This is a genomic window from Pseudoalteromonas maris (assembly GCF_049257235.1).
GTDB lineage: Bacteria > Pseudomonadota > Gammaproteobacteria > Enterobacterales > Alteromonadaceae > Pseudoalteromonas.
In genome coordinates, this window is the sequence record NZ_JBMMUF010000005.1 from 175,613 (window position 1) to 191,589 (window position 15,977).

Consider the following 15,977-nt stretch of genomic DNA (forward strand, 5'->3'; position numbering starts at 1 on the left):
ACCAAGGTATAGTGAGCGAGTATAAGGTGAAACCAAAGCCAGCCAAGTGCTGGCTTTGTTATGTCAATAACGTATACTGAGCGCCATTAGTAATTGTAAATTTTGCACTCGTGGTTAACAAAACATCCTTTCAATTCGCCTTTTTAGCTCCCAAATACTGGCCTAGTTGGCTTTCTATTGCGCTTTTGTACACCCTCAGTTGGTTGCCTCAGTCTTGGCAATTGGCACTTGGTCGTGCCTTAGGTCGCTTGGTGCATCGTTTTGTAAAGAAACGCCGTAAAATCGCCGAAGTAAATATCGCTTTGTGTTATCCACACATGAGTAAAGAAGACCAAGCCAAATTGGTGCTTAAAAACATGGAAAACACCGGTATGGCTATTTTTGAAAGTGCGATGGCTTGGTGGTGGCCACAGTGGCGAATTAAGCGTATTGTCGGTTCTATCAATGGCTTAGAGCATATTGATAAAGCGAATGAGGAAGGCTGCGGGGTATTACTCATGGCGCCGCACTATTTGCACCTTGAAATGTCGTCGCGCATCATGGGCACCAAGCGCAAGGCCGTTGGTTTCTATCGTCCTCACAATAATGCACTGATGGATTACTTCACCACCAAAGGGCGTTTGCGCTCCAATAAGTATTTGGTTGGCAAACGTGATGTCAAAGGCTTACTAAAAGCGCTTAAAGATAAAAACTTTTGCTATTACCTGCCAGATCAAGACTATGGCCGTAAGCGCAGTGTGTTTGCCCCGTTCTTTGCAATTGACGATGCGGCAAGTACCACAGGCACGCTTATCTTTGCGTCCGCTAAATACTGTAAAGCACTGAGTATTCTTAGCCGCCGAGACGAAAAAGGCCAATACCATTTAAGCATTCAGCCTGCGCTTGAAAACTTCCCAAGCGGCGATGATGTTGCCGATGTAACGGCGGTTAATAAACGCATGGAAGAGTTAATTAATCAAGTTCCAGAGCAATATATGTGGCTGCACAGACGCTTTAAAACGCGTCCTGACGAAAATGCGCCATCCTATTATCGCTAAACTGACATCCGTTATTTCTGCATCTATGCTTAATTAGAATAATAAAGAAGGTCTCTATAATGTGGTTTTGGATCAAACATTTGTCACTGGCTTTTATTTTAATTTTGGCCGCTGCCTACTTTTTACTCGGGGAAGGCCCGATGTATAAAAGTACTGGAGATAATGCCGCAGCTGCTGGCTTATCACAGTTTTATGCCAATATTAAAAACTCAGTGCGTAATGCCACAGATCGTGAAAAGTACGTCATTGAATTAGGGGAGCCAACAGGCGATTTAGAAGTGATGTTGGAGCAGCGCTTAGGTGCTGTACAAGAGGTCGATTTACGCTGGAAAGGGGCCGTTAAAGCACGCCGTTTTAGAGCCGGTGCCACGTTGAAAAAAGTCATGTCTGATTACGCTAAAGAAGAAGGCATTGCGTTTTATTGGTATCTTGGCAAAGACTATGTCGTAAAACACCCGTTTAGAGTGGATGATTCATTTGTCTCAACCTTATACCAAGTGGGTAAAGCCATCGATAGTGACTTTGAATTCGAAGTGCAAACCTTCTTCTGTTATCGCGAGCGTGCAGCGATTATCACTGAACGCCCCGCCCCATACATTCGCGAAAACTGTTTGAAAGTATCGAGCAGTTAAATACTAAGGAGCAGGCGCTAGCAGCGCCTCCCAAACCTGTTTTACAGAATTAATTTCTTTATCAAGCTGCGCTTTGACCATCAGCTTATCTTGGTTGCGTAAGCTCAAAACATGATACAAACCACGGTAATGGCAATAGGCGTAAATAAGTTCCTGCGCCTGTTGCTCGCTAATGCAACCACACTGAGCAGCAGCTTCGAGTATGCGAATGTTGTCTGAATAAGTAACGAGCTGTGGATAGTGGTGTGCGTATGCGAGCACCAAATACTGAGTAATAAACTCAATATCTGTCATCCCCCCCGCTCCTTGTTTCAAATCGAACATCATTGGCGAGTCTTTACTTAAGTGCTGGCGCATTTTTTCACGCATTTGCACCACATCCTCACGTAACTTCTCGGTGTCTCTTGGCTGTGTGAGAATAAGCTGACGTATCTCATTGAAGCGCTGTGTTAACTCTTCACGACCATAGATAATTCGTGCGCGCGTGAGAGCTTGGTGCTCCCATGTCCATGCTTGGGTCTGCTGGTAATGTAAAAAGCTTTCAATGTTAATGGCTAAGAGCCCAGATGCCCCTTCTGGACGTAGGCGCGTATCCAGCTCATATAAAATCCCCGATGCGGTCCGGGTGTTAAATAAATGCATTAACCGCTGGGCCAATTTGAGATAAAACTGCCGGGATGAAATCGCCTTGTCGCCATCGGTTGCCGATTCACCATCATGGTTATGTACAAAGACTAAATCGAGGTCAGAATCGTAACCGAGTTCTAAACCACCGGCTTTACCATAAGCGATAACAGCAAACCCTTTATTTTCACTGTCAGTACCCTGTGGGCAGCCAAAACGCTCAACCATTTGCTGCCATGCGAGGTTAACTGCCTGCTCAACAATAGCCTGCGCCAAGGCAGTTAAGTGATCACTCACTTTCATTAACTCAAGCGCACCAGTTGCATCAGCAGCGGCAATACGCAGTTGCTGAGTTTGTTTAAACTGGCGCAGCGCTTCCATCTGCAGCTCTAAATCTTGCTCATCAATGCGCAAGAAATATTGCCGTATTTCACTGGCATAGGCATCAAGCGGTAATGGCTTATAAAGCTGCGCTGGGTCAATTAAGTCATCCAATAAAATGGGGTGCTGCGCGATCTGCTCTCCTATCCACCGGCTATGCGCACACAAGCGCACTAATTGCTGCAACGCCCCGAGGTTTTCATGCAGCAACTCAAGATAGGCCGTACGCGACATAATCCTGTCGAGCACATTGGCAACGAGTGCAAACACTTCACCACTGGCATGTACTTTATGCAACTGAGCTAACACCTGCGGCATTAACTTATCTAAGATGTCTCGGCCACGTTTTCCAATGGGCTTTTTACTGACTCGCTCTTTAAAATGACTCAACGGGCTTTGCCAACTTTGTCTTTGCGGTGCCTCGCTCATGACATCACTTAATAGCTCGGTATCACCGTGCTCCCATGCCATCACGTAACTCCCTTGAACCGGCTCACTGTGTTCCTGCTCAAAGCCGATAACGTGCGCAAACTCCTGATGAATTCGGGTCATGGCGTCGTTGATCACGGCACGACTGCCCTGCTGCGTTTCTTGTGAAAGTAGGTAGTTTAATCGCTCCCAGCCAAGTTCACTCTCAGGTAACTGCTGCGTTTGTTCATCATTGAACGCTTGCAAATATTGCTCAACACGACGCAACAACGCGTAGTCTTGCCAAAGCTGTTGATGTTGCTGCTCGCTAAACACACCTAACTCTTTCAAAGCAACCAAGGCTCTGTGTAGCCCTTGGGTTTGTAGCTTGGGCTCTCGCCCACCACGAATAAGCTGCAATGCTTGCACCACAAACTCAACTTCGCGGATCCCCCCTGCTCCAAGCTTGATGTTATCTACTAGCCCTTTACGGCGAACTTCTTGGGCAATCAACGACTTCATTTTGCGCAGTGATTCAATAACCGAGAAGTCAATGTAACGACGATATACAAACGGGCGCAACATGGCGTAAAAGTCATCATGGTAACGATTTGCTTGGCCAATCAAGCGTCCTTTTAGCATGGCGTAGCGCTCCCACTCACGACCTTGCTCTTGATAATAGTCTTCCAGCGCCGCAAAACTCATAACCAAAGGACCACTGTCGCCAAACGGTCGCAACCGCATATCGACGCGAAATACGCGTCCATCAACGGTGTGTTGGTCCAAAGCAGCAATCACTTTTTGTGCCACCTTGGTGTAAAAAACTTGCGACTCAATACTTCGCCTACCACCTTGCGTGGATACCATTTTGGGGTAGCTAAAAATCAAATCGATATCAGAAGAGTAATTAAGTTCAAAGCCGCCAAGTTTCCCCATACCTAATATCATCATCGGCATGGGGAAACCTTGCTCATCGATAGGCTGTCCATTGAGCATAGCAACATGGGCATACGCCCAGCGGTTAGCCGCATCAATAAGCTCATCGCTAAGGAGTGAAACATACTCCATCGACTGGGCAATATCGTTTTTGCGCACCAAATCGAGATACGCAACGTGGAGCCAAAACTTTTTCCTGTATAAACGCAATTGAGTAAACGCGCTTTTTTCGTCGATATCAGTCAAGGGTTCACTAAAGACAGGTTGCGGCACCTGTACATTTTGCTGCTGCTCTTCTAATAACCATGGGCCCCATTGGGGATGTGCGCACAGCACCTTGTAAGCAAAGTCACTCAATGCAAGTAGCAACACTAGACTTGCATCATGTTCTTTATTTGGGTAAATTTCAGCAAATCGGCTTTCACCAAGGCTTTGTAAAAACTCAGAAATATGCACAGGTGTAGGCATGGAACGCTCTCTTTTAAGTTACGGCCAACCGTACTAGAATGAAACCAAGATAACTTCGATGTCGCCAGTATGACGTATTTTACTTTGCCAAACGAGTCCTTAATTACCTTCGCTATCTGTTTTAGCGTTATCGCATTTGTGCTGTTCGTACTGCGCTTGTATACCCAGATGAAAGCGAGGCAAACACTCAGCGAAGAACTCGCTAAACGCGACAATTTTGCCTTGGGGATCAGCTATGCCAGTTATCTTCTATCCTTAGTGCTGGTCATTGGCTATCTCATCGATAACTTCTCTTTAATGGTCATGCAGCAAACACCTTGGAAGACGCCAGTCTTGCTCATATTAATGCTGCTGTTTATAAAGACGGGGCAAGCAATTCATCGCAAATGGATTCTCAATCGGTTTAATGAAGAAAAAGCCATACTTAAACAAAATGTCTGTGCCGCCATGGTCGATTCAGGCATGTTATTAGGAAATAGTATTGTTGTTATAGGTTTAGTTAACTGGTCTCAAACCAATAGCCTATACTCATTATTAGTAGTTTTTGTTAACTTCATCGTGCTTCAGGGAATGTTTGCATTGGATAGCAAAATTCGCGAAGCCAGATTCGCCAAATTTAACCAAGGTGCATCGCTGCAAAACAACTTCAACCTTGAGAATACCTCAATAGGTATTCGTTATGCTGGCAAGTCTTTGGGTATGGCACTGGCTTTATATGCAGGGCTAGCTAGTGCCGAATACTACAGTGGCAAGATGGTGGAAAATGTCTTTATACTGATAGTCCACTGTGGCTTTATGTGGTTAGCGGTGAATATGATGGCACGATTAATAAAATTTATCGTGCTATACAAAGTAAATACAGGCGCTGAAGTCGATCAACAGGATAACATCGGCATCGCCGCCGTCGAATTTTCAGTGTATTGCGCTATGGGCTATATACTGATTCAAATTTTCACCTAATAACGAGGCTGTGCATGGATTTAAGCAACTTTCTTCTCATAGATAGCGACCCGCTACTCAGCCGCGCATTTTGCGCCAATGTAGATAGCGCTGAGCTCATTGTTGCTGGAGCCAACACCCGCCACATGGTGAAACTGATGTTTGACCAACATGCCAAAGATTACTGTTATTGTGACTTTGAGAACGAAATCAGCGTTGCCGAGTTGTCTAGTTACTTATCGCGTCATCACAATGTCCAAGGCATACTAATCTTTCAAGAAGCCTATGAAAAAGCGGGCAACAATCTCAAATGGGTGTTCGATTCACTCCATGAACAACGCTACATCATCGAAAAAACCGTCACTGGATATACGTTTAAGCCGTTAGAGACACCATTTCGCAAAAACCACTTAACGTGTAATCAAGACCCTGAGACCCTTGCGCATTTAGGCGACTAAGTTAGACTGTCGGCAAAGTTCCGATAGAGCAAAAATATGAGAATTCCGCACATTTATGAACCTGCCCCGTTAACGCTGGGTGCTGAGGTAGAGCTCAGTGCAGATGCAGCGGGCCATATTGGCCGTGTGTTGCGCATGCAAACAGGCGACCAAGTCTGCTTATTCAACGGTGATGGAGGCCAATACCTCTGTGAAATTACACTCGCCAACAAAAAGCAAATTGTCGTAAAGCCTATTGAATTTGATGACTTTAGTTGCGAATCCCCATTATCTATTCATTTAGGACAAGTCATTTCGCGCGGTGACAAAATGGATTTTACGATTCAAAAATCAGTGGAATTGGGTGTCAATGAAATCACCCCGCTTTTTAGCGAACGTTGTGGTGTGAAACTGGCCGCCGATAGACTCGCGAAGAAACATCAGCAATGGCAAAAAATAGCCATTGGCGCAGCCGAACAAAGTGGCCGAAATCACATCACCACCATCCATCCTCCAATGTCATTGGAACAATGGTTAGCGCAAGACACAGATGCAACTAAGCTCACCTTGCATCCGCGCGCGCAGCATAGCATTAAAACGTTGACGCCACCGAGCAACGGCGTACGTTTCTTGGTAGGGCCTGAAGGCGGGTTTACCGATGAAGAAATCAACGCCAGTCAAAAAAGTGGATTTATTGATATTCGCCTTGGCCCACGAGTACTTAGAACTGAAACAGCAGCTTTAACGGTCTTAAGTGCATTGCAACTTGAATTTGGCGACTTAGCCAATTGATTTTTGCCAACATTGACCCCATTACTTTTTCTAGAACGAATTAAAGCGAGTAACGCAATGGCAATAAAATTGGGTATTATCAGCGACCCTATATCAGGGTTTAATATCAAAAAAGATACAGGCTTCGCGATGATGCTTGAAGCCCAAAAACGTAACTATGAGTTGTACTACATAGAAATGGATGACCTGTTTTTACGTCAAGGCCACGCGTATGCCCATGCAGCCAAAGCGCAGGTATTTGACGATGAAAACAAATGGTACGAACTCGCTGATCAGCAAGATATTGCCTTGGGTGATTTAGACATCATCTTGATGCGTAAAGACCCTCCGTTTGACACTGAATACATTTACGCCACCTACATTCTTGAACGTGCAGAAATGGCTGGCGCATTAGTTGTCAATAAGCCTCAGAGTCTACGTGATGCCAATGAGAAACTTTACACAGCTTGGTTTAGTGAATTTACCCCTGATACGCTGGTGACTCGTTCAGCGAAGCAAATTCGTAGCTTCTTAGCTGAACACGGCGACATCATTTTAAAACCGCTTGACGGCATGGGCGGTGCCTCTATTTTTCGCGTCAAGCATGACGATGCCAACATCGGTGTCATCATTGAAACACTTACAGAGCATGGCAGCCGTTATGCGATGGCACAAAATTATATTCCTGCGATTAAAGATGGCGATAAACGTGTACTTGTCGTTGACGGTGAAGTTATCCCTTATTGCTTGGCCCGTATCCCTCAAAAAGGTGAAACCCGTGGCAATCTAGCTGCAGGTGGCCGAGGTGAAGTGCGCCCGTTAACTGATGACGAACGTCGCATAGCCGAATCGCTTGGCCCAACTTTAAAAGCGAAGGGCTTACTTTTTGTGGGGCTGGATATAATTGGTGATAAACTTACTGAAGTGAACGTAACTGCACCGACCTGCGTTAAAGAAATAGAGGCCGAGTCCGATATTTCTATTACAGGCCAATTTTTTGATGCCTTGGAGCGCAAGCTCAAAGACGCTTAACCAGAGGTACGCTTATGCAGTCATTAACAAACCATTTTTTGGTCGCAATGCCCTCGTTACAAGAGCCTTTCTTTAAGCATGCGGTGGCGTATATCTGTGAGCATAACGAAGACGGTGCCATGGGGTTAGTGATAAACCAACCCATCGATGTCACGGTGGGCGAGTTACTCGATAAAATTGAAATCGACAATGACAAAAGCACTGTCGCTGCAGCGAGCCAAGTCTTCGCTGGGGGGCCTGTAAAAACAGATAGAGGCTTTGTTTTACACACACCTAAGCCTGGCTATGCGTCCTCACAAAGTCTCAGCTCAAATATCATGATCACCACCTCAAAAGACGTGTTGGCGAGCTTGACTACCAGTGATGCGCCTGAAGACTTCATCATTACACTGGGCTACGCTGGGTGGTCAGAGGGACAGCTCGAGCAAGAGTTACTTGATAACTCTTGGTTAGTCATTGAGGCCGATCCCAGCATCATTTTTAATACCCCCATCAACGAGCGTTGGCACAAGGCATTGGCTTTAGTTGGTATCGATGCGGATAAACTTAGCCTAGAAGCAGGACACGCATGAGCACAAGCACAAAGGAAGTAGGTCAGCGCAGCGTTATGGGCTTTGACTTTGGTACCAAAAGCATTGGTGTGGCCATCGGACAAGAACTTACAGGCACGGCCAACGGCCTAAAAGCGGTTAAAGCGCGCGATGGCATTCCTAATTGGGACGACATCAAACAAATGGTACAAGAATGGCAGCCAGATATACTGGTTGTAGGCTTACCATTAAATATGGATGGTACCGAGCAAGACCTCACTCATCGTGCTCGCAAGTTCGCAAATCGCTTACACAATCAAACGGGCTTGCAAGTACATACTCAGGACGAACGCCTCACTACCGCGGCAGCTAAAGAGCAACTCTTTGCCCAAGGGGGTTATCGCAATTTGAGTAAAGGCAACATCGACAACGCTTCTGCCGTACTGATATTGGAAAGCTTCTTCGCTCACACCTTGGGCTATTAACCCCATCAACAAAAAAGCGCCCGTGGGCGCTTTATTATTGATTAGACAACATTACTCGTCGCCTATCTCATCGTCCGTCAAACCATCTACCGTAACACCTTGCAAGAAGCCTGAGCCCTGCTGCTCATTGTTACGTAGCTTAATCATCAGACGCAGGTCATTTGGCGAGTCTGCATGGTGCAGCGCATCTGCATAGTTGATACGCTTCTCTTGGTAATGTTTGAACAACGCTTGGTCAAAGGTTTGCATGCCTTGTTCGGTAGACTTAGCCATCACTTCTTTAATCGAGCCAATTTCACCTTTTTTGATAAGCTCTGACACCATTGGCGAGTTCAACAATACTTCGATTGCCGCAACGCGCCCTTCACCGTCAGAGGTTGGCACCAATTGCTGTGCAATAATAGCGCGCAGGTTCAATGCTAAGTCATATTTCAACTTATCATGCTTTTCTTTTGGTACTAAGTGCATGATACGGTCAATGGCTTGGTTAGCGTTGTTAGCGTGCAAGGTTGCCACACACAAGTGACCGGTCTCTGCAAAGCTCAATGCATATTCCATGGTTTCTTGAGAACGGATCTCACCAATTAGAATAACGTCAGGAGCCTGACGTAGGGAGCTCTTCAGCGCGGCTTCGAAGCTTTCAGTGTCCAACCCTACTTCACGTTGAGTAATAATGCTTTTTTTATGTTCGTGAACGAATTCAATCGGATCTTCGATGGTCAATATGTGACCTTTTTGATGGCTATTACGATAGCCAAGCAGTGCCGCCAATGATGTTGACTTACCGGTTCCTGTACCACCCACAAAAAGCACTAACCCACGCTTTTTCATAATCACGTCAGTTAAAACTGAAGGCAAACCAAGGTCATTTACATCAGGAATTGTGGTAACGATACGGCGGATAACCATACCCGCTTGATCTCGTTGCCAAAACGCTGAAATACGAAAGCGACCTTCGTCCGTTGAAATCGCAAAGTTACACTCTTTAGAGTTGTGGAACTCGTTGATTTGCTTGTCAGTCATTGCTGACTCAACCATGGTCAATGCTTCATCATCACTCAACACATAATCGTCCAACGGTGTGAGTTCGCCATTGATTTTCGCACTCACAGGGAGGTGTGTAGATACGAATAAATCCGATGCGTCGAGAACAATCATTTGTTCCAGATAGTTAGATAATGGTTGTAACATCTTTTAACTCTATTTTACTACTGACCATGTTGGCCAAATTGCGATTTATCGTGAGCTTTAGCAAGCGCCGCTTGAGTACTAATCAAGCCACGATTCAATAAATTTTGCAAACATTGATCCATTGTTTGCATGCCATGCGCTGCACCCGTTTGAATAGATGAATACATCTGAGCAATTTTATCTTCACGGATCAGGTTACGGATCGCAGGAATACCAATCATGATTTCATGCGCCGCAATTCGACCACCGGATATTTTCTTCAACAGTGTTTGTGAGATAACCGCACGCAGTGATTCTGAAAGCATAGAACGTACCATGTCTTTTTCTTCACCAGGGAACACGTCGATAATACGGTCGATTGTTTTTGGTGCAGAAGTGGTGTGCAAGGTACCAAATACCAAGTGACCTGTTTCTGCCGCTGTCATCGCTAGGCGAATCGTTTCTAAGTCACGAAGCTCACCGACCAGAATAACATCGGGGTCTTCACGCAGTGCACTTCGCAGCGCTGCATTAAAGCTCAACGTATCGCGGTGCACTTCACGTTGGTTAATCAAACTTTGTTTGTTTTGGTGCACGAATTCGATTGGATCTTCAATAGTCAGTATGTGGTCATGGCGGGTGTTGTTGATGTAATCAATCATCGCTGCCAAGGTGGTGGACTTACCCGAACCCGTAGGCCCTGTCACCAAGACCAACCCACGAGGGTTTTCAGAGATGGTTTTGAAAATATCAGGTGCTCCCAAATCATCCAGTGTAAGTACTTCATTAGGGATGGTACGGAACACCGCAGCAGGTCCACGGTTGGTGTTAAACGCGTTAACACGGAAACGGGCGAGGTTTGGCACTTCAAACGAGAAATCCACTTCTAATTTTTCTTCGTATTCTTTGCGCTGTTTATCGTTCATAATATCGTAAACAAGCCCATTTACCGCCTTCGCTTCCAGCACAGGTATGTTTATACGGCGAACGTCACCATCGACACGGATCATTGGTGATACACCAGCAGACAGGTGTAAATCCGAGGCCTTGTGTTGCACACTAAAGGCCAACAATTCGGTAATATCCATAATAGGACTCCACAACTAACTGATAACTTTATGATTACAATAGCAGAACGACTCGATGCCGCCTATGACAGAATAGCCCAAGCAGCAAAAAAATGTGGGCGTGATCATCAAGGCATTAAATTAATTGCCGTTTCTAAGAAAAAACCCTTAGAAGATATTTTAGCTGCTTTTGAGCATGGCCACCGAGATTTTGCAGAATCCTATGTGCAAGAAGGTGTTGAAAAAGTACAACAACTCAGCGCACATACGAATATAGTATGGCATTTTATTGGCCCGATTCAGAGCAACAAAACTAAACAGATTGCCGAACACTTTTCGTGGGTGCAAAGTATCGACCGTGAAAAAATCGCTAAACGCCTTAATGAACAGCGTCCAACCAATCTAAAGCCCCTGCAAGTGCTTATTCAGGTCAATATCGACAATGAGGAAAACAAATCTGGTTGCACGGTAGAAGAGTTGCCCATGCTTGCTCAATTTATCGACCAATGTCGCCAACTTGAGCTCAGAGGTTTAATGGCAATCCCTGCTAAATCAGATAGTTTTGACGCACAAGCACAATCTTTTGCGCAATTACGCGCTTGCTTTGATAAACTAAAGGCCCAATATCCACAACTAGATACCCTTTCGATGGGTATGAGTTCAGATGTGGACGCGGCTATTGCCGCCGGCTCAACCATGGTACGCATTGGCACTGCTATATTCGGTGAGCGCCAACAATAGGTTGAGCCACACGGTCTTTTAATACAAAACATTGAGGATGCTATGTCACAAAAAACCATCGCGTTTATCGGTACTGGAAATATGAGCTACGCCATTATTGGCGGAATGGTGAAAAGCGGATTTGCTAAAGAGCAAATCATTGCCACCAATCGTAATCAGGAAAAACTCGCGAAGGTCGCTGCTGACTTTGGTGTACAAACGACTTCGGACAACATAGAGGCATTGCAAAAAGCTGACATGATTGTGTTATCAGTGAAACCACAAATGATGGCTGAACTGGCACAGAGCTTTATTGATGCAGGCATCGATTTTAGCGACAAAGTATTTATTTCAGTCGCCGCGGGGATCACCGTCAAGCGCTTGCAAGAGATGCTTGGCCACCCTGTGAAGATGGTTCGTTGTATGCCTAACACTCCGTCACTGCTTGGTCGCGGTGTGTCAGGTTTGTATGCCCACGGCACCGACGAACAAGAGAATCAATTTATAGAAGAAGTGTTTAAAAGCACAGGGATTGTTGTGTGGCTGGATGAAGAGTCAAAGATCAATGACATTATTGCAGTGACAGGGTCATCGCCCGCTTATTTCTTCTTGTTTATGGAAGCCATTGAACAAAAAGCGATTGAGTTAGGGTTTGATGCTGAACAAGCGCGCGCACTCGTACAACAAACCGCCTTAGGCGCCGCAGAGATGGCGTTATCACAGACAGATATCAGCATTGCCCAACTGCGTGCCAATGTTACATCTAAAGGCGGCACAACGCATGCGGCGGTGGAACATCTTAAAGCACAAGGTTTGCTAGCAGATGTTGCGGGTGCAATGGACGCGTGTATTGCTCGCGCCCAAGAAATGGAAAAAGAAATTTAATTTTTACTGAGGCTAACTGAATGAATGCGATGCATTTTCTTGTTGGGATGATCTTTGATCTGTTCTTGATGGTAGTGTTATTACGTTTTTGGCTACAAGCTGTGCGCGCCGATTTTTACAATCCGATGTCACAGTTTGTTGTCAAAGCCACCAGCTTTGCCGTTAACCCTTTACGCAAAGTAATTCCTGGGCTTGGAGGTTTAGATCTGGCCTCTTTGGTGCTCGCATTTATTGTGGGCTTTGCAAAAATTGCCACCATGCTGCTGCTCTTTACCGATGTGTGGAGCACCCCGGCGGTGCTGATGCAAGGCGCACTAACTGTTCTCAAAGAAGCACTACAACTGCTGTTTTGGGTGCTGATTATTCGTGCAATTCTCAGTTGGGTGAGTCAAGGATACAATCCGATTGAAGCTATTCTCCACCAGTTAACTGAGCCCTTGTTGCGCCCGATAAGAAAAATCATCCCTCCGATAGGCGGCTTAGATCTGTCAATTCTAGTATTAATTATTGCTTTACAGTTTTTGCAATTTTTACTGCTAGATATTTTCGGTAGATAGCGTGGGTAAGTCCTTGCTTACCCACTTTTAGATTAAACTTATAGAGTGTCAACAAACGAAGGAGCAGCAGCTATGAAAGCGATGCTAACGAGTCTTCTACTGATTGTTTTTATGGCCCTACCTAGCTATGCAGAGCAACCAAGTGAGCAAGGCGGACAATTCAAAAATTTGGGCAACTGGCAGGTTCATTACATTGCCTTTACATCAACGTCTATTCCCGCGCAGGTAGCTCGCAGCTACGACATAGAGCGTGCTGGAGACAGAGCATTAATCAACATCTCTGTACTTGACGACAACACAGCGCAAGCAGTTGATATTCAGGGCACTGCAACCAACCTAGTTGGTCAAAAAGAATCCCTGTCGTTCAAAGAAATCAAAGAGGGTGAGAGCATTTATTACATCGCGCAAATGCGCTTTGATAACGAAGAGGTGTACCGCTTCGAGATTACCTTATCCCAAGGTAACACCGTTGAAGTACTGCGCTTTCACCAAAAATTATACGAAGATTAAGGCGAATACATGACAACTTGGGTGCTTGCAACAGGCAACAAAGGCAAAGTTGCCGAGCTTAGCGCGCTATTGAGCGATTTAGACATCACTATCAAACCACAAAGCGATTTTAATGTGAGTGATGTGCCAGAAACAGGCACCACTTTTGTGGAAAATGCCATTATCAAAGCACGACATGCTAGTGCCCAAACTGGTTTGCCTGCAATTGCTGATGACTCAGGCCTCATCGTGGACGCACTCAATGGCGCACCGGGTGTATATAGTGCTCGCTATGCCGGTACGGATGCCAGCGACAGTGACAATATTGATAAATTATTGGCTGATATGCACAACAAAGAGCAGCGTAGCGCTCGCTTTTGTTGTGTGTTGGTGCTGATGCGTCACAAAGACGACCCTCTCCCACTGATTTGCCAAGCAACATGGGAAGGCGAAATAACCCAGTCTCGCTCGGGCCTCGAAGGGTTCGGTTACGACCCAGTGTTCAAAGTGGCGGGTATGGATAAAACCAGTGCCGAGCTGACCAAGGATCAAAAGAACGCGCTTAGCCATCGTGGTCAAGCGTTACAACTGTTACTCGCACAATTGCAGGGTTAAACCGTGACCCTGCCTCCTCTTAGTTTATATATCCATATTCCTTGGTGCGTACAAAAATGCCCTTACTGTGATTTCAATAGCCACTCGCAAAAAGGCCAAAAAATACCTGAAAAAGAATATGTTCAACACCTTTTAAGTGATTTGCGCAATGATGCGCCATTGACCTCTGGGCGCCCTATACACAGTATTTTCATAGGAGGTGGCACACCAAGCTTACTTAGCGGTGAAGCCATGCACACCTTACTTGATGGTGTACGCGCTATCACCCCACTTGCCCCGAATGCAGAAATTACATTAGAGGCCAACCCAGGCACAGTGGAAACGGGTCGCTTCAGTGAGTACGTTGCAGCGGGTGTAAATCGTATTTCGATTGGTGTGCAGTCGATGCAGCAAGATAAACTCGCTGCCCTTGGGCGTATCCATAGTAGTGATGAAGCTAAAAATGCCGCGAAACAGGCCCATGAAGTAGGGCTTCGCAGTTTCAATCTCGATTTGATGCACGGCCTGCCAGGCCAAAGTGTCAACGATGCTCTGAGCGACTTAAAGCAAGCAATTGCTCTCAATCCGCCGCATTTGTCTTGGTATCAGCTTACTATTGAGCCCAATACCCAGTTCTACTCCAAACCACCCACACTGCCTGAAGATGACACGCTTTGGGATATTCAAGAGCAAGGACAAGCCTTGTTACGAGAAGCAGGTTATATGCAGTATGAAATATCTGGTTACGCAAAACTTGGTCATCAATGCCAACATAACTTGAATTATTGGCGCTTTGGCGATTATATAGGCATTGGCTGTGGCGCTCATGGCAAAATAACACAGTCTGACGGTACTATTATGCGTACTGAGAAGGTCAAACACCCACGTGGCTACATGGATTTAACCAAGCCATATTTATACCGCGATTGGCCTGTGACCGAAGACGAGCGCCCATTCGAGTTTATGATGAACCGATTGCGATTGGTTGAACCTTGCCCTGTGCATGATTTCGTTAGTTATACCGGCTTGCCTTTGCAGCGTATAGAAGCGCAGTTAGGCACTGCTCAAGAACAGGGGTTGATCAGTAATGATAAGACCCATATTCGCGTTACTGAACGTGGTCATCGTTATCTCAACGAATTACTCGAGTTATTTGTTTAAACTAATCAGGAAAAAGAATAATGAAATTGATAGCTTTGCTTTTAGCCGTAGGACTGCTCAGCCCCCTAGCCCACAGCGAATCAGCAAAGCCCATCAGTGAGGTGCAAAACGATGCAAGCGATTCACCAGTAATACAAGGCTTTGGTAATTACTACGTGGTTGAAAATCATGCCACCATTGCTCCTGACACACAATTCAAAATAGCGTTTGATGTTGCTCCCGCCGCCAAAAAAGGTGAGCAGAACAACCATATGAATTCATTAGCACGATTTATCAACATGCACGTCGCTCATGGCGTGAAACCACACAACATTGAACTGGCTTTGGTGGTACATGGCAAAGCTTCTGTTGATGTACTTGCCAATGAACATTATCAAGCACGTTTCAATGTCGAAAATAAGAACCAAGCGCTCATTAATCAGTTACTTGCCAACAATACCCGCGTATATGTATGCGGCCAATCAGCGACCCATTACAAAGTAACCCAAGAGCAGCTGATCCCCGGTGTACAGATGGCATTATCTGCGATGACTGCCCATGCGCAGTTACAACAGCAAGGTTATACACTTAACCCGTTTTAAATCGCCAAACGTAATGCAAACATCACAGTTTTTAATTTAACGGTGCGACTTTGCACCGACCATAACAACAAGC

The 15,977-nt window shown here is 45.6% G+C and carries 18 protein-coding genes; 15 read left to right on the plus strand and 3 right to left on the minus strand.

Going from position 1 to position 15,977, the window contains the following annotated elements; translation table 11 throughout:
* Positions 1-110 precede the first annotated feature (110 nt).
* Positions 111-1,037: an LpxL/LpxP family Kdo(2)-lipid IV(A) lauroyl/palmitoleoyl acyltransferase gene (gene lpxL, locus AAEU32_RS09210; RefSeq protein ID WP_421970235.1), complete on the plus strand. Its 927-nt coding sequence runs from the start codon at positions 111-113 to the stop codon at positions 1,035-1,037.
* Positions 1,038-1,096: 59 nt separating this feature from the next.
* On the plus strand, positions 1,097-1,669 hold the full coding sequence (locus AAEU32_RS09215; RefSeq protein WP_421970236.1) for a TcpQ domain-containing protein: 573 nt from the start codon (positions 1,097-1,099) through the stop codon (positions 1,667-1,669).
* Positions 1,670-1,672: 3 nt separating this feature from the next.
* Here the strand turns inward: AAEU32_RS09215 and glnE are convergent, their stop codons facing one another.
* Entirely contained in the window at positions 1,673-4,486 is a 2,814-nt protein-coding gene (gene glnE / locus AAEU32_RS09220) for a bifunctional [glutamate--ammonia ligase]-adenylyl-L-tyrosine phosphorylase/[glutamate--ammonia-ligase] adenylyltransferase (RefSeq protein WP_421970237.1), read from the minus strand.
* Between the two features lie 69 nt (positions 4,487-4,555).
* Here glnE and AAEU32_RS09225 point away from each other — a divergent pair, with 69 nt between their 5' ends.
* Genes AAEU32_RS09225 through ruvX form a run of 6 tightly spaced genes read left to right on the plus strand, consistent with a single transcriptional unit; the run spans position 4,556 to position 8,680 of the window.
* Positions 4,556-5,446 (plus strand): DUF350 domain-containing protein, encoded by an 891-nt coding sequence (locus AAEU32_RS09225; RefSeq protein ID WP_421970238.1) that lies wholly within the window; start codon positions 4,556-4,558, stop codon positions 5,444-5,446.
* A gap of 14 nt (positions 5,447-5,460) precedes the next feature.
* Positions 5,461-5,883, plus strand: coding sequence for a hypothetical protein (locus AAEU32_RS09230; protein WP_421970239.1), 423 nt, complete (start codon positions 5,461-5,463; stop codon positions 5,881-5,883).
* Positions 5,884-5,919: 36 nt separating this feature from the next.
* A complete protein-coding gene (gene rsmE, locus AAEU32_RS09235) occupies positions 5,920-6,654 on the plus strand; it encodes a 16S rRNA (uracil(1498)-N(3))-methyltransferase (RefSeq protein WP_421970240.1) in 735 nt (244 codons plus the stop codon).
* A 57-nt stretch (positions 6,655-6,711) separates the two neighbouring features.
* The gene (gene gshB / locus AAEU32_RS09240) at positions 6,712-7,665 is read left to right on the plus strand and encodes a glutathione synthase (protein WP_421970241.1); all 954 of its coding nucleotides are present in this window, start codon (positions 6,712-6,714) and stop codon (positions 7,663-7,665) included.
* Between the two features lie 14 nt (positions 7,666-7,679).
* Positions 7,680-8,237, plus strand: coding sequence for a YqgE/AlgH family protein (locus tag AAEU32_RS09245; RefSeq protein WP_421970242.1), 558 nt, complete (start codon positions 7,680-7,682; stop codon positions 8,235-8,237).
* Complete coding sequence (gene ruvX, locus AAEU32_RS09250) at positions 8,234-8,680, plus strand: Holliday junction resolvase RuvX (RefSeq protein WP_421970243.1); 447 nt, start codon at positions 8,234-8,236, stop codon at positions 8,678-8,680. The genes AAEU32_RS09245 and ruvX overlap by 4 nt, the downstream gene beginning before the upstream one ends.
* A gap of 51 nt (positions 8,681-8,731) precedes the next feature.
* Here ruvX and AAEU32_RS09255 read toward each other — a convergent pair whose 3' ends face one another.
* Together AAEU32_RS09255 and AAEU32_RS09260 are read right to left on the minus strand one after the other, a co-directional pair.
* Positions 8,732-9,871: a PilT/PilU family type 4a pilus ATPase gene (locus AAEU32_RS09255; RefSeq protein ID WP_421970244.1), complete on the minus strand. Its 1,140-nt coding sequence runs from the start codon at positions 9,869-9,871 to the stop codon at positions 8,732-8,734.
* Between the two features lie 17 nt (positions 9,872-9,888).
* A complete protein-coding gene (locus AAEU32_RS09260) occupies positions 9,889-10,938 on the minus strand; it encodes a type IV pilus twitching motility protein PilT (RefSeq protein WP_421970245.1) in 1,050 nt (349 codons plus the stop codon).
* A gap of 30 nt (positions 10,939-10,968) precedes the next feature.
* Here AAEU32_RS09260 and AAEU32_RS09265 point away from each other — a divergent pair, with 30 nt between their 5' ends.
* From AAEU32_RS09265 to AAEU32_RS09295, 7 genes are all read left to right on the plus strand, one after another.
* Complete coding sequence (locus AAEU32_RS09265) at positions 10,969-11,658, plus strand: YggS family pyridoxal phosphate-dependent enzyme (protein ID WP_421970246.1); 690 nt, start codon at positions 10,969-10,971, stop codon at positions 11,656-11,658.
* Between the two features lie 30 nt (positions 11,659-11,688).
* Positions 11,689-12,522: a pyrroline-5-carboxylate reductase gene (gene proC / locus AAEU32_RS09270; protein ID WP_421970354.1), complete on the plus strand. Its 834-nt coding sequence runs from the start codon at positions 11,689-11,691 to the stop codon at positions 12,520-12,522.
* 20 nt (positions 12,523-12,542) lie between these two features.
* Positions 12,543-13,079, plus strand: coding sequence for a YggT family protein (locus AAEU32_RS09275; RefSeq protein WP_421970247.1), 537 nt, complete (start codon positions 12,543-12,545; stop codon positions 13,077-13,079).
* Between the two features lie 72 nt (positions 13,080-13,151).
* Complete coding sequence (locus AAEU32_RS09280) at positions 13,152-13,589, plus strand: DUF4426 domain-containing protein (RefSeq protein ID WP_421970248.1); 438 nt, start codon at positions 13,152-13,154, stop codon at positions 13,587-13,589.
* Between the two features lie 9 nt (positions 13,590-13,598).
* Positions 13,599-14,183: an XTP/dITP diphosphatase gene (locus AAEU32_RS09285; RefSeq protein ID WP_421970249.1), complete on the plus strand. Its 585-nt coding sequence runs from the start codon at positions 13,599-13,601 to the stop codon at positions 14,181-14,183.
* A gap of 3 nt (positions 14,184-14,186) precedes the next feature.
* Positions 14,187-15,323, plus strand: coding sequence for a radical SAM family heme chaperone HemW (hemW, locus tag AAEU32_RS09290; protein ID WP_421970250.1), 1,137 nt, complete (start codon positions 14,187-14,189; stop codon positions 15,321-15,323).
* A gap of 20 nt (positions 15,324-15,343) precedes the next feature.
* On the plus strand, positions 15,344-15,904 hold the full coding sequence (locus tag AAEU32_RS09295) for a DsrE family protein (protein WP_421970251.1): 561 nt from the start codon (positions 15,344-15,346) through the stop codon (positions 15,902-15,904).
* Positions 15,905-15,977: the final 73 nt, after the last annotated feature.

Coding starts and splice junctions, on each gene's coding strand:
- AAEU32_RS09275 (WP_421970247.1), top strand. CDS start 12,543: ATGAATGCGATGCATTTTCTTGTTGGGATGATCTTTGATCTGTTCTTG.
- AAEU32_RS09225 (WP_421970238.1), top strand. CDS start 4,556: ATGACGTATTTTACTTTGCCAAACGAGTCCTTAATTACCTTCGCTATC.
- gshB (WP_421970241.1), top strand. CDS start 6,712: ATGGCAATAAAATTGGGTATTATCAGCGACCCTATATCAGGGTTTAAT.
- rsmE (WP_421970240.1), top strand. CDS start 5,920: ATGAGAATTCCGCACATTTATGAACCTGCCCCGTTAACGCTGGGTGCT.
- AAEU32_RS09230 (WP_421970239.1), top strand. CDS start 5,461: ATGGATTTAAGCAACTTTCTTCTCATAGATAGCGACCCGCTACTCAGC.
- glnE (WP_421970237.1), bottom strand. CDS start 4,486: ATGCCTACACCTGTGCATATTTCTGAGTTTTTACAAAGCCTTGGTGAA.
- ruvX (WP_421970243.1), top strand. CDS start 8,234: ATGAGCACAAGCACAAAGGAAGTAGGTCAGCGCAGCGTTATGGGCTTT.
- AAEU32_RS09245 (WP_421970242.1), top strand. CDS start 7,680: ATGCAGTCATTAACAAACCATTTTTTGGTCGCAATGCCCTCGTTACAA.
- AAEU32_RS09260 (WP_421970245.1), bottom strand. CDS start 10,938: ATGGATATTACCGAATTGTTGGCCTTTAGTGTGCAACACAAGGCCTCG.
- AAEU32_RS09265 (WP_421970246.1), top strand. CDS start 10,969: ATGATTACAATAGCAGAACGACTCGATGCCGCCTATGACAGAATAGCC.
- AAEU32_RS09285 (WP_421970249.1), top strand. CDS start 13,599: ATGACAACTTGGGTGCTTGCAACAGGCAACAAAGGCAAAGTTGCCGAG.
- AAEU32_RS09295 (WP_421970251.1), top strand. CDS start 15,344: ATGAAATTGATAGCTTTGCTTTTAGCCGTAGGACTGCTCAGCCCCCTA.
- AAEU32_RS09255 (WP_421970244.1), bottom strand. CDS start 9,871: ATGTTACAACCATTATCTAACTATCTGGAACAAATGATTGTTCTCGAC.
- AAEU32_RS09280 (WP_421970248.1), top strand. CDS start 13,152: ATGAAAGCGATGCTAACGAGTCTTCTACTGATTGTTTTTATGGCCCTA.
- AAEU32_RS09215 (WP_421970236.1), top strand. CDS start 1,097: ATGTGGTTTTGGATCAAACATTTGTCACTGGCTTTTATTTTAATTTTG.